Below are 12,191 nucleotides of genomic sequence, written 5' to 3' on the forward strand. Positions count from 1 at the left end.
GGCCCGGCCCACCCCCCACCGCCCTCATCTGCGACGACGACGTCCTCGCCGTCGGCGCCTGCAAGGCACTGCGCCGCCACGGACTACGCGTCCCCCACGACGTCTCCGTCACCGGCTACGACGACTCCGCCCTCGCCACCGCCGTCGAACCCGAACTCACCACCGTCACCCTCCCCGCCGACGCCGTCGGCGCCGGAGGCATGACCGCACTCCTCGACACCCTCGCCGACCACCCCGCCACCGGCACCGAACTCCCGGTCCGGCTCGTCGTCCGCGGCTCCACCGCCCCACCACGCCACCCCTGAAACGACCGACGCCCCGGCCACCGCACAGGCGGGCCGGGGCGTCGGCGAAGGGCCGGAACCCGTCACACGTCCTCGTCCAACTCCGGAAGGTCGTCGTCCCCCTCCACCGGAGCCGCAGGCGGAGCGGGCTTCTCCGGCTTCTCCGCCTTCTCCACCGACGGCGCCGCCCCCTCCCCCTCCAGCAACCGCGACAACTGCCGGCCCAGGATCCGCTTGAACTTGCGCTGCTGCGGCCGCGTACGGTCCAGCACCGCGACCTCCAGCTGCTCCGCCGTGAGCTGCCGGTCACTGCCGTTGTTGTCCCGGCTCAGCGACTCCACCGCCAGCTTCAGCGCCTCCGCCAGCGTCATGCCGTCACGGTGCCGCTGGTCCAGGTAACTGCCGATCTGGTCCGAGTTGCCACCGACCGCCACCGCACCGTGCTCGTCGACGATCGAACCGTCGTGCGGCAACCGGTAGATCTGGTCCTCGGAGGGGTCCGCGCCCACCTCCGCGACGATCAGCTCCACCTCGTAGGGCTTCTCCCCCACGCTCGAGAAGATCGTGCCCAGCGTCTGCGCGTACACGTTCGCCAGGCCGCGCGCGGTCACGTCGTCCCGGTCGTAGGTGTAACCCCGCAGGTCGGCGTAGCGCACACCACCGATCCGCAGGTTCTCGAACTCGTTGTACTTCCCCACCGCCGCGAAGGCGATCCGGTCGTAGATCTCACTGACCTTGTGCAGGGCACGGGACGGGTTCTCGGCGATGAAGACGATGCCGTCGGTGTACTGCAGCACGACGACGCTGCGCCCGCGCGCGATGCCCTTGCGGGCGAACTCGGCACGGTCGGCCATGGCCTGCTGGGGTGAGACATAGAACGGCGTCGACACCGGCTATCCGTCCCTTTCTGTCAGTAGCGAGTGCATCTCGGACGACCAGGTCAGAGCAGCCCGGCCCGCGGGCCGTCCGGCAGCTCCAGCCGCCGCTCGTGGACGGTCCGGACGATCTCCGACGTCTCGGCCTCGGTCAGCTTGCGGAAGCCCTCGTCGGTGATGACCGTGACGATCGGGAAGATCCGCCGCCCCAGATCCGGGCCACCGGTCGCCGAATCGTCGTCCGCCGCGTCGTACAGCGCCTGGATCACCAGCGTCGCCGTCTGCGACTCCGTGAGATCCGGCTTGTACAGCTTCTTCATCGAGCCCCGCGCGAACACCGAACCCGAACCCGTCGCCGCGAAACCGTGCTCCTCCGAACGGCCACCCGTCACGTCGTACGAGAAGATCCGCCCCTTCTCACGGTCCGTGTCGTAGCCGGCGAACAGCGGCACCACCGCCAGCCCCTGCAACGCCATCCCCAGGTTCCCCCGGATCATGGTCGACAGGCGGTTCGCCTTGCCCTCCAGGGAGAGCGTGGCGCCCTCGATCTTCTCGTAGTGCTCCAGCTCCAGCTGGAACAGCTTGACCATCTCCACCGCCAGGCCCGCCGTGCCCGCGATGCCGACCGCCGAGTACTCGTCGGCCGGGAACACCTTCTCGATGTCCCGCTGGGCGATGACGTTGCCCATCGTGGCCCGCCGGTCACCGGCGAGCACCACGCCGCCGGGGAAGGCCGCCGCCACGATCGTCGTGCCGTGCGGCAGCTCCACGGCCCCCTTCACGGCGGGCAGGGTGCGGTTGCCCGGGAGCATCCCCGGCGCGTGCGCCCCCAGGAAGTCCACGAACGAGGACGAGCCAGGCGTCAGGAAGGCAGCTGGTAGACGCCCGGTGCTACGAGTGTTGGCTTCCACACGTTTCCTTCCACGTAGTCCGCTGCGCGGCGCAGCAGTTCTGGGTTGTCCTTAAACTGCCCCAGACCGCCGTTGCAGTTGAAGCAGAGCACTGATCGCACCTTACCCGTGAGGTGATCGTGATCCACATGCTGAGGGCCGGGAGTTAGGCAGATCGGACAGATGCCGAACTGCTCCTTGATCTTTGCTTCGACTTCTTCGGCCCCGAGGCCGTACCGGCGCTTCAGGTGGTAGTGACGGCTCCCACCATGCAGCCGGTCCCTGGACTCCCGGGATCTCGTGTTCTGACAGGGTTTGCAGTAGCTGGCGAAGCCGGACTTCGCGCTCCTGTTGCGGGGGAATGCCATGAGCGGCAGAACCTGCTCACAGTCCGGGCAACGCCGGTAACCCTCGGGCAGGCATTCACGCGGACCACGGGAGGGGCGCATCGTACGCCCCTCCCGTTCTGCGCGCCGCCGCGCCGACTCCGCGTTGCGCCGGCTCGCGCACGGTCTGCAGTAGTACGCCAGTCCGTCGGGCGAAGACTTGGACCGCCAGAATTCCGATGCCGCTTTGACCTGGCCGCAGTCGCGGCACTGCTTTTCCGGCGCGTCCAAGTTGATCTACTCTCCGCCCTTCTGTACGAACGAACGTACGAAATCCTCCGCGTTCTCCTCGAGGACGTCATCGATCTCGTCCAGCACGGAGTCCACGTCGTCCGACAGCTTCTCCTGCCGCTCCTTGAGGTCGGAGGCGGCCTGCGCGTCCTGCGCGGTCTCCTCGACCTCCTCGGTCGAACGCGTGGCCTTCTGCTGCCCGCCGCCGGTGTCCTTGGTAGCCATGTGTCCCTCACCCCGCTCGGTGTCCATGTCCTACAAGATCAGACCCTACAAGGAGGGTCTGACTTCGGCCCCCGGTATTGCCCAACGTCCGGGGGCCACCCCGATGATTCCCGGTTCGGACGGATTTCAGCCCTGCTCAGCCGCCCGACAGGATCCGCACCAGCTCCTCCGCGGTGCGACAGCGGTCCAGCAGCTCCTTGACGTGGTTGCGGGTGCCCCGCAGCGGCTCCAGGGTGGGGACGCGCTGCAGCGAGTCCCGGCCGGGGAGGTCGAAGATCACGGAGTCCCAGGAGGCCGCCGCGACGTCGTCCGCGTACTGCTCCAGGCAGCGGCCGCGGAAGTAGGCGCGGGTGTCCTCCGGGGGCTTGCTCATGGCCCGGACGACCTCGTCCTCGGTCACCAGCCGCTGGATGCGGCCGCGGGCCTCCAGGCGGTTGTAGAGGCCCTTCTCGGGGCGCACGTCGGCGTACTGGAGGTCGACGAGGTGGAGCCGCGCGGCGTCCCAGCCCAGGGAGTCGCGGCGCCGGTAGCCCTCGAGGAGCTCACGCTTGGCGATCCAGTCCAGTTCGCCGGCGAGGCTCATGGGGTCGCCCTCGAGCCGGTTGAGCACGTCCTCCCACCGGCCGAGGACGTCCTTGGTCTGGTCGTCGGCGTCGGTGCCGAAGCGGTCCTCCACGTACTTGCGGGCGAGTTCGCAGTACTCCATCTGGAGCTGGACGGCGGTGAGCGTCCGGCCGCTGCGCAGGGTGATCAGGCGGCGCAGCGTGGGGTCGTGGCTGACCTGGTGGAGGGTGCGGACGGGCTGGTCGACGGCGAGGTCGACGTTGATGAAGCCGTCCTCGATCATCGACAGCACCAGGGCGGTGGTGCCGAGTTTGAGGTAGGTGGAGATCTCCGACAGGTTCGCGTCGCCGATGATCACGTGCAGTCGGCGGTACTTCTCGGCGTCGGCGTGCGGCTCGTCGCGGGTGTTGATGATGGGCCGTTTGAGGGTGGTCTCCAGGCCCACCTCGACCTCGAAGTAGTCGGCGCGCTGGCTGATCTGGAAGCCGTGCTCGTGGCCGTCCTGGCCGATTCCGACGCGGCCGGCTCCGGTGACGACCTGGCGGCAGACGAAGAAGGGCGTGAGGTGGCGCACGATGTCCGAGAAGGGGGTCTCCCGCTTCATCAGGTAGTTCTCGTGGGTGCCGTAGGACGCGCCCTTGTTGTCGGTGTTGTTCTTGTACAGGTGGATGGGCTGGGCGCCCGGGAGCTGGGCGGCGCGCTCGGCGGCTTCGGCCATGATGCGCTCGCCGGCCTTGTCCCACAGGACGGCGTCGCGGGGGTTGGTGACTTCCGGGGCGCTGTACTCGGGGTGGGCGTGGTCGACGTAGAGCCGGGCTCCGTTGGTGAGGATGACATTGGCCAGGCCGATGTCCTCGTCGGTGAGCTGGCTGGTGTCCGCGGCTTCTCGGGCGAGGTCGAAGCCGCGGGCGTCCCGCAGTGGGTTCTCCTCCTCGAAGTCCCAGCGGGCGCGGCGCGCCCGGTGCATCGCCGCCGCGTAGGCGTTGACGACCTGGGACGAGGTGAGCATGGCATTGGCGTTCGGGTGGCCCGGAACGGAGATCCCGTACTCCGTCTCGATGCCCATTACTCGCCGTACGGTCATGCGGCCCTCCTTGCCCGGCTGCGGCCCGTGCTGGGCCGGTCGCTCAAGTACCGCTTCGCAATTGGCCCTCGTGCGGTACCGCTGAGCCTAGAACGCGATGGCGGTGGTGGGGAGATCATTACGCGCTTTCCTGGGTGGTGCCGGGGTGAAATGCTCCGGCTGCGGGTGCCCCTGCGTGGGCACCCGCAGCCGGAGGGTGGTCGCGTGTTACAGGTACTGGCCCGTGTTGGCGACGGTGTCGATGGAGCGACCGGTGTCGGCGCCCTGCTTGCCGGTGACGAGGGTGCGGATGAAGACGATCCGCTCGCCCTTCTTTCCGGAGATGCGGGCCCAGTCATCCGGGTTGGTGGTGTTGGGCAGGTCCTCGTTCTCCTTGAACTCGTCCACGCAGGCGGCGAGCAGGTGGGAGACGCGCAGGCCCCGCTGGTTGTGGTCGAGGAAGGCCTTGATCGCCATCTTCTTGGCCCGGTCCACGATGTTCTGGATCATGGCGCCGGAGTTGAAGTCCTTGAAGTAGAGGACTTCCTTGTCACCGTTGGCGTAGGTGACCTCCAGGAAGCGGTTCTCCTCGGACTCGGAGTACATCCGCTCGACCACGGACTGGATCATTGCCTCGACGGTGGCCCCGGGCGAGCCGCCGTGCTCGGAGAGGTCCTCGCCGTGCAGCGGGAGGGTCGTCACCAGGTACTTGGAGAAGATGTCCTTGGCCGCCTCGGCGTCCGGCCGCTCGATCTTGATCTTCACGTCCAGGCGGCCGGGCCGCAGGATCGCGGGGTCGATCATGTCCTCGCGGTTGGAGGCGCCGATGACGATGACGTTCTCCAGGCCCTCGACGCCGTCGATCTCGGCGAGCAGCTGGGGGACGATGGTGTTCTCCACGTCCGAGCTGACGCCGGAGCCGCGGGTCCGGAAGAGGGATTCCATCTCGTCGAAGAAGACGATGACGGGGGTGCCCTCGCTGGCCTTCTCGCGTGCGCGCTGGAAGACCAGCCGGATCTGCCGCTCGGTCTCGCCGACGTACTTGTTGAGCAGCTCGGGGCCCTTGATGTTCAGGAAGTAGCTCTTGCCCTGGGGCTGCCCGGTGACTTCGGCGACCTTCTTGGCAAGGGAGTTGGCGACGGCCTTGGCGATGAGCGTCTTGCCGCAGCCGGGCGGGCCGTAGAGGAGCACGCCCTTGGGCGGGCGGAGCTCGTACTCCTTGAACAGCTCGGCGTGCAGGTAGGGCAGTTCGACGGCGTCGCGGATCTGCTCGATCTGGTTGCTGAGGCCGCCGATCTGGCGGTAGTCGATGTCGGGGACCTCTTCGAGGACGAGCTCTTCGACCTCGCTCTTGGGGACCCGCTCGTAGACGTACCCGGAGCGCGGTTCGAGCAGCAGCGCGTCGCCGGCGCGGAGGGTGCCGTCCAGCAGCGGCTCGGCGAGCCGCACCACCCGCTCCTCGTCCGTGTGCCCGATGACCAGGGCCCGCTCGCCGTCCTCGAGGATCTCCTTGAGGGTGACGATGTCTCCGATGCGCTCGAACTCCATGGCCTCGACCACGTTGAGCGCCTCGTTGAGCATGACTTCCTGGCCGCGCCGGAGGTCGTCCAGTTCGACGGACGGGCTGACGTTCACCCGCAGCTTGCGGCCGCCGGTGAAGATGTCGGCCGTCTCGTCGTCGTTCGCCTGCAGGAACACACCGAATCCGGCAGGGGGCTGTGCGAGCCGGTCCACCTCTTCCTTGAGGGCCACGATCTGGTCGCGGGCCTCTCGGAGGGTGTTGGCCAGCCGCTCGTTCTGAGCGGACACGCCTGCCAGGTTGGTCTGCAGCTCGACGATCCGCTCCTCGAGAATCCTCGTGTGCCGCGGAGAGTCGGCGAGCTTACGTCGCAGGACGGCGATCTCCTGCTCAAGAAAGGCGACCTGGCTCATGGGGTCTTCCGATCCACGAGCGGGTCGGCCGCCACGGTTGATGTCGTCGTCGTGGGCCGCCACGGTCCTCACCTCCTCCAAGGGGAGCTGGACGCTTCCAGACCCTACCTGGGCCAGTAGGGGTTGAAACCCCTAGATCACAAAGACGTCCTGGGTGTGTCCGATCTTCACCCTTGCGCACGTCCTCCCGCCAGGGAGATACCCAGCCATCACCATCCGAAAGCGGCCGGTTGTATCGTCGGTCCGGTCAACGCCCGTCAAGGGCTGTCCCTTCCCGAACGATGAACGGCAGGCGAGGTAGCGGTGAGCGAGGAAGTCGTCGAGGCGCTTGAGGTCTGGATCGATCAGGACCTGTGCACCGGGGACGGCATCTGTGTGCAGTACGCGCCCGAGGTCTTCGAGCTGGACATCGACGGGCTCGCCTACGTCAAGGGCGACGACGACGAACTCCGTCAGGCACCCGGGGCGACGGTCCCGGTTCCTCTGCCGTTGTTGACCGATGTGGTGGATTCGGCCAGGGACTGCCCTGGCGACTGTATTCATGTGCGTCGGGTTTCGGACAGTGTAGAACTGTACGGACCCGACGCGGAGTGATCTGTCACACGCTGTTGGCGAGCGGCCCGGGGATCTCGTAGTAGGTCCCGGACCTCCATTCCCAGCTGTAGTCGCGCATCTGGTCGGGGCAGCAACGGGGCACGTCGTCGGTGGAGTAGCCGAGCACGGTGGCCCGCACGGTGCGGCCGTCGATCTTCAGGTCCTTGAAGCTGCGCTGCTCCTCGGGATCGACGAGGGTCTCGACGATGCGCGGGGCGGCGCCGGCGGCGGGGTCCGCCGACAGCACGTACAGGCCACTGGGCGGGGTGCCGGTCTCGGAGTGGCAACGGACGACGGCGACGGTCTCGGGGCGGCCGTCCCCGTCGAGGTCTCCCGACGCCTGGTCCACGACGTCCACGGGCGCCCCGGCGCATTCCAGGGGGAAGTGCGCGGCACGGGGGTCCGGGGGCGCCACGGCGGCGGTCGCGGGCTTGCCGCTCCTGGCGTCCGCGGCGGGCCTGCCCGTGGAGGCGCCTGCGGGCTGCACGAGCGCGGCGCTGCCTATGACGGCGGCGATCACCGCGGCGGTGGTGATCCAGTGCACCGAACGGGCTCGGGTGTGCGGAAGGGCCGGCCCTGCGGATGGCTGCACGCGCCTGTCTCCTGTGGAGTTGGTCGAGCGGGGTGGCCAGCATGGTGCCACAGGTCACAGTCAGTTGGTACGACCGGGGCCCGTGTTTCGGGAGATGTCCACGGGGGTGTGACGAAGCGCCGCCGCCGGTCTTGCCGGCGACGGCGCTTCGGGGTCGGGTGGTTACGCTCCGCCGGTGGCCGGCTTGCCGCCGCCCGGGCCGGTGTAGTCCTCGCCGTACGCGCCGGGCGCGGGGCGCCTGCGCCGCATGGGGGGCTCAACACCGTCGGCGAGACGGCGGGCGGTGAGCAGGAAGCCGGTGTGCCCGATCATGCGGTGGTCGGGGCGCACGGCCAGGCCCTCGATGTGCCAGGTGCGGACCATGGTCTCCCAGGCGGACGGCTCGTTGAACGTGCCGTGCTCGCGGATCGCCTCGACGGTGCGGGCGAGCTGGGTGGTGGTGGCCACGTAGGCGCAGAGGATGCCGCCGGGGACCAGCGCCTTGGAGACGGCCTCCAGGCACTCCCAGGGGGCGAGCATGTCGAGGATGACCCGGTCGACGTCGGCGTCGCTGAGGTTGTCCTGGAGGTCGCCCACGGTGAGCTGCCACGCGGGGTGCGGGCCGCCGAAGTACCGTTCGACGTTCTGGTTGGCGATCTCGGCGAAGTCGGCGCGGCGCTCGTAGGAGTGCAGCATCCCCTGGTCGCCGACGGCGCGCAGCAGGAACATGCTGAGCGAGCCGGAGCCGACGCCTGCCTCCACGACGCGTGCGCCGGGGAAGATGTCGGCCATCGACAGGATCTGCCCCGCGTCCTTGGGGTAGACCACGGCGGCGCCGCGGGGCATGGACAGGACGTAGTCGGGGAGCAGGGGGCGCAGCGCGAGGTAGGCGACGTTTCCCGTGGTTCGGACCACACTGCCCTCGGGGGCACCGATCAGCTCGTCGTGGGGGAAGGAACCCTTGTGGGTGTGGAAGTTCTTCCCGGCCTCGAGCGTGAACGTGTAGTGGCGTCCCTTGGGATCGGTGAGCTGGACCTGGTCCCCGACCTTGAAGGGCCCGCGTCGGCGGGCGGCACCGGTCGGTTCGGACATGCGGACAAGCCTACCGGTGTTTTTTTGGGGCTCGGTTCGCCTCCGGGGCGCTCCCCTTTTTGAGGCTCGGTTCGCCTCCGGGGCGCCCTCTGCGCCTGTCGACGGTCGACCGTACTCGGCTCCTCGTTCCTCGGAGCCTCCGCGCTCCCCCGGCTACCGCCGGGCGGTGCCCCCACCCTTTCGACAGGCGCGCGCCCCTTCGGCTCACTCGCCAGGGCACGAGTGGGCACCGACCGGGCGCGATGGGCCGAGGCAGCCGCCCCTGCGGGTTGCTCCGGAGCAGCACATCGATGGACTGTCTCGGCGAGTGAGCCAAAGGGGCGCGGACGGTGTCGAAAGGGAGAGCGCGCGGAGGTCGCGAGGAACGAGTGACCGAGCACGGTCGACTGTCGACACCGTCTTGAGCGCCCCGGAGGCGAACGAGCCCTAAGAAGAAGGCCGGGCCATGGCGGCGAGGAAGGCTTTTTCGACGTCGGCGGTGGACAGGACGCCGTAGACCTCGCCGGAGTTCTCGATGACGAGGTACTCCGTGGCCGGGGTGGCACGCAGGGTGTCCAGGAGGTCCTCGCCGGCGAGTTCCGCGGAGACCTTCATGCCGGGTTTGAGGTCCTGGGCGAGGCCGGAGACGGCGACCCAGGGGCGTCGGTGTTCGGGGACGCCGACGATGGCGGCCTCGCGGACGACCGCGGTGGGGGTGCCCTGGCCGTCGACGACGACGAGGGCGCGGGCGCCGGCCTCGTTGGCCCGGCGCAGGGCCTCGGACAGCGGGGTGTCGGAGGAGACCGGCAGGGCGCGCCGGGTGAGCGAGCGGGCCTGGAGTTCGGGCAGGTGCTCGCGGAGCCGCGCCATGCGCAGGCTGTTGCCCGCGCCGGTCCAGATGATGGCGGCGAGGATGGCCGCGAGCAGGGCGTCGGTGAGGGAGTCGAAGCCGGTGGCGCCGTCGCCGCCGTCGCTCATGCCGCCGGCGTACGAGAGCAGGGGCAGGCCGACGAGGACGGCGATGGCCAGGGCGCGGCCGGTCCAGGCGGCGGCGACGGTGCCGGTCATGGCTTTGCCGCTGATCTTCCAGATGACGGCACGGAGCATCCGGCCGCCGTCCAGGGGCAGGCCGGGCAGCAGGTTGAAGACGGCCACGAGCAGGTTGCTGATCATGAGTCCGGCGAGGAGGACGCCCGGGACGGTGTCGGGGTCGACGCCGTACATGCCGAGGTAGAAGACCCCGGCGAGGACGAGGGAGAGCAGCGGGCCGACGAAGGCGAGGACGAATTCGCGCCCGGGGGTCTCGGACTCCTTCTCGATCTCGGAGACGCCGCCGAAGAACTGCAGCTGGATGCGGCGCACGGGCAGGTCGAAGCGGAGGGCGGCGACGGTGTGGGCGAGTTCGTGGACGAGCACGGAGGCGTAGAAGGCGACCGCGAAGAAGAGCGAGACGAGGTAGCGGGCGCCGCCGAGCTCGGGCAGGACGCGGTCGAGCTGTCCGCCGAACACCCAGGTGATGAGGGCCGCGACGAGGAACCAGCTGGGTGCGACGTAGACGGGCACGCCGAAGAAGCGGCCCATGAGGATGCCGCCGCCGGGTCCCGGGGGACGTTTGGCGGGCCCGTCGTCGGGTCCGGGAGTCCTCTCGCCGCCCGGCGGCGGCTGCTGGCTCTCGCTCACTGGTTCCCCTCGTGTCGCTGACGCTCCGACGTCGATGGTATTGCCCGGTTGCGGGGACCCGACACCGGCTGTCGGCGCCACCCCGTAGGGTCCTGCCATGGGCACCAGCACCGAAGCCGTTCCTCCGAGGCCGCCGTCCTCCTTGTCGCCGTCGCGCGCCGCCGACTTCATGCGGTGTCCGCTGCTGTACCGGCTGCGGGTGATCGACAAGCTGCCGGAGAAGCCGAGCCAGGCCGCGACGCGGGGCACGGTGGTGCACGCGGTGCTGGAGCGCCTCTTCGACGTGCCGGCGGCGGAGCGGACGGCGGACCGGGCCCGGGCGATGGTGCCGGGGCAGTGGCAGCGGTTGCTGGAGGAGCGTCCGGAGCTGTCGGAGCTGTTCGCCGCGGCGGACGGGCAGGGGCTGGCGGAGTGGCTGGAGGAGGCGGCGCGGCTGGTCGAGCGGTGGTTCTCGCTGGAGGACCCGACTCGGCTGGAGCCGGCCGAGCGCGAGCTGTACGTGGAGACGGAGCTGGAGTCGGGGCTGACGCTGCGCGGTTACGTGGACCGGCTGGACGTCGCGGCGGCCTCGGGCGACCTGCGGGTGGTGGACTACAAGACCGGCCGGGCGCCGCGCCCCGAGTACGCGGACGAGGCGCTGTTCCAGATGAAGTTCTACGCGTTGGTGCTGTGGCGGCTGCGGGGCGTGGTGCCGCGCCGGCTGCAGTTGGTCTACCTGGGCAGCGGCGAGGTGCTGACGTACGACCCGTCGGAGGGTGAGCTGCGGGCGGTGGGCCGGAAGCTGGAGGCCCTGTGGGAGGCGATCACGCGGGCCACGGAGTCGGGTGACTGGCGGCCGCGGCCGAGCCGGTTGTGCGACTGGTGCGACCACCGGGCGGTGTGCCCCTCTTTCGGGGGGACTCCCCCACCGTATCCGCTGCCCGTGGTGGGGAAGAATGGGGAGTCCTGAGGGCGAAGGAGATCTTGTGGCTATTCGCGTCCTGTTGGTGGACGACCAGCCGCTGCTGCGTACGGGCTTCCGGATGATCCTGGAGGCCGAGGGCGACCTGGCGGTGGTCGGCGAGGCGGGGGACGGCCAGCAGGCCCTGGAGCAGGTGCGGGTGCTGCAGCCCGACGTGGTGCTGATGGACATCCGCATGCCGCGGATGGACGGGGTGGAGGCGACCCGGCAGATCACCGGGCCGGGCCGGGACGGTCCGGCGAAGGTGCTGGTGCTGACCACGTTCGATCTGGACGAGTACGTGGTGGAGGCGCTGCGTGCGGGGGCGAGCGGCTTCCTGCTGAAGGACGCTCCGGCGCACGAGCTGGTGCAGGCGATCCGGGTGGTCGCGGCGGGTGAGGCGATGCTCGCGCCGAGCATCACGCGGCGTCTGCTGGACAAGTACGCGGGGCGGCTGCCGTCGGGTGAGGAGCCGGTGCCGCAGGCGCTGCACACCCTCACCGAACGGGAGGTCGAGGTGCTGAAGCTGGTGGCGCGGGGCCTGTCGAACGCGGAGATCGCCGCGGAGCTATTCGTGAGCGAGACGACGGTCAAGACCCACGTGGGGCATGTGCTGACGAAGCTGGCGCTGCGCGACCGGGTGCAGGCGGCGGTGTACGCGTACGAGAGCGGACTGGTGCGCCCCGGGGCGCAGTAGCGTCCCCGGGGCGTTCGTCGCGTCGTGGTCCGGGCCGGGTGGTCCATGCCGGGCAGCCCGGGCCGGGCGGCGGCTAGGAGGTCGAGGCGCCCTTCTGGATCTCCCAGAAGCGGAAGATGGTGGACGGGTCGAGGGTCCACTCCAGGCCGTTGATGTTGTCCTTGGACACCACGTACTGCTTGCCCTGC

At 69.6% G+C, this 12,191-nt stretch carries 13 protein-coding genes; 4 read left to right on the top strand and 9 right to left on the bottom strand.

Annotation, left to right across the window (positions count from 1 at the left end):
• The coding region (locus PV350_RS38720) for a substrate-binding domain-containing protein (protein WP_500338137.1) at positions 1 to 305 on the top strand (305 nt) is incomplete at its 5' end.
• A 62-nt stretch (positions 306 to 367) separates the two neighbouring features.
• Here PV350_RS38720 and prcA read toward each other — a convergent pair.
• The 6 genes from prcA to arc all read right to left on the bottom strand — a co-directional run bounded on the left by prcA (position 368) and on the right by arc (position 6,513).
• Positions 368 to 1,174: a proteasome subunit alpha gene (gene prcA, locus PV350_RS38725; RefSeq protein ID WP_499510933.1), complete on the bottom strand. Its 807-nt coding sequence runs from the start codon at positions 1,172 to 1,174 to the stop codon at positions 368 to 370.
• Positions 1,175 to 1,224: 50 nt separating this feature from the next.
• Entirely contained in the window at positions 1,225 to 2,070 is an 846-nt protein-coding gene (gene prcB, locus PV350_RS38730) for a proteasome subunit beta (protein ID WP_500338139.1), read from the bottom strand.
• Entirely contained in the window at positions 2,022 to 2,666 is a 645-nt protein-coding gene (locus PV350_RS38735) for an endonuclease VII domain-containing protein (protein WP_499510935.1), read from the bottom strand. The genes prcB and PV350_RS38735 overlap by 49 nt, the downstream gene beginning before the upstream one ends.
• A gap of 6 nt (positions 2,667 to 2,672) precedes the next feature.
• Positions 2,673 to 2,891, bottom strand: a complete 219-nt coding sequence (locus tag PV350_RS38740) for a ubiquitin-like protein Pup (RefSeq protein ID WP_089229052.1) — start codon at positions 2,889 to 2,891, stop codon at positions 2,673 to 2,675.
• Between the two features lie 136 nt (positions 2,892 to 3,027).
• The gene (gene dop, locus PV350_RS38745; RefSeq protein WP_499510936.1) at positions 3,028 to 4,539 is read right to left on the bottom strand and encodes a depupylase/deamidase Dop; all 1,512 of its coding nucleotides are present in this window, start codon (positions 4,537 to 4,539) and stop codon (positions 3,028 to 3,030) included.
• A 207-nt stretch (positions 4,540 to 4,746) separates the two neighbouring features.
• Positions 4,747 to 6,513, bottom strand: a complete 1,767-nt coding sequence (gene arc / locus PV350_RS38750; protein WP_499510937.1) for a proteasome ATPase — start codon at positions 6,511 to 6,513, stop codon at positions 4,747 to 4,749.
• 240 nt (positions 6,514 to 6,753) lie between these two features.
• On the opposite strand from arc, the gene PV350_RS38755 reads away from it, so the two are divergent.
• On the top strand, positions 6,754 to 7,044 hold the full coding sequence (locus PV350_RS38755; RefSeq protein ID WP_450386264.1) for a ferredoxin: 291 nt from the start codon (positions 6,754 to 6,756) through the stop codon (positions 7,042 to 7,044).
• A gap of 4 nt (positions 7,045 to 7,048) precedes the next feature.
• Here PV350_RS38755 and PV350_RS38760 read toward each other — a convergent pair whose 3' ends face one another.
• The 3 genes from PV350_RS38760 to PV350_RS38770 all read right to left on the bottom strand — a co-directional run bounded on the left by PV350_RS38760 (position 7,049) and on the right by PV350_RS38770 (position 10,366).
• Positions 7,049 to 7,636 carry a hypothetical protein gene (locus tag PV350_RS38760; RefSeq protein WP_499510938.1) on the bottom strand — a complete coding sequence of 196 codons (588 nt, stop codon included), beginning with the start codon at positions 7,634 to 7,636 and terminating at the stop codon, positions 7,049 to 7,051.
• A 162-nt stretch (positions 7,637 to 7,798) separates the two neighbouring features.
• Entirely contained in the window at positions 7,799 to 8,707 is a 909-nt protein-coding gene (locus PV350_RS38765) for a tRNA (adenine-N1)-methyltransferase (protein ID WP_500338141.1), read from the bottom strand.
• A 426-nt stretch (positions 8,708 to 9,133) separates the two neighbouring features.
• The gene (locus PV350_RS38770; RefSeq protein WP_499510940.1) at positions 9,134 to 10,366 is read right to left on the bottom strand and encodes a site-2 protease family protein; all 1,233 of its coding nucleotides are present in this window, start codon (positions 10,364 to 10,366) and stop codon (positions 9,134 to 9,136) included.
• A 97-nt stretch (positions 10,367 to 10,463) separates the two neighbouring features.
• On the opposite strand from PV350_RS38770, the gene PV350_RS38775 reads away from it, so the two are divergent.
• A complete protein-coding gene (locus PV350_RS38775) occupies positions 10,464 to 11,315 on the top strand; it encodes a RecB family exonuclease (RefSeq protein WP_500330680.1) in 852 nt (283 codons plus the stop codon).
• 16 nt (positions 11,316 to 11,331) lie between these two features.
• Positions 11,332 to 12,003: a response regulator gene (locus PV350_RS38780; protein WP_499510942.1), complete on the top strand. Its 672-nt coding sequence runs from the start codon at positions 11,332 to 11,334 to the stop codon at positions 12,001 to 12,003.
• Positions 12,004 to 12,191 lie beyond the last annotated feature (188 nt).

The sequence above is a fragment of the Streptomyces sp. PA03-6a genome (assembly GCF_033792765.1).
Taxonomy (GTDB): Bacteria; Actinomycetota; Actinomycetes; order Streptomycetales; family Streptomycetaceae; genus Actinacidiphila.

What these genes read in the sequence shown, in the direction of transcription:
- PV350_RS38740 (WP_089229052.1), bottom strand. Translation starts at nt 2,891, where the DNA reads ATGGCTACCAAGGACACCGGCGGCGGGCAGCAGAAGGCCACGCGTTCG.
- dop (WP_499510936.1), bottom strand. Translation starts at nt 4,539, where the DNA reads ATGACCGTACGGCGAGTAATGGGCATCGAGACGGAGTACGGGATCTCC.
- PV350_RS38765 (WP_500338141.1), bottom strand. Translation starts at nt 8,707, where the DNA reads ATGTCCGAACCGACCGGTGCCGCCCGCCGACGCGGGCCCTTCAAGGTC.
- PV350_RS38775 (WP_500330680.1), top strand. Translation starts at nt 10,464, where the DNA reads ATGGGCACCAGCACCGAAGCCGTTCCTCCGAGGCCGCCGTCCTCCTTG.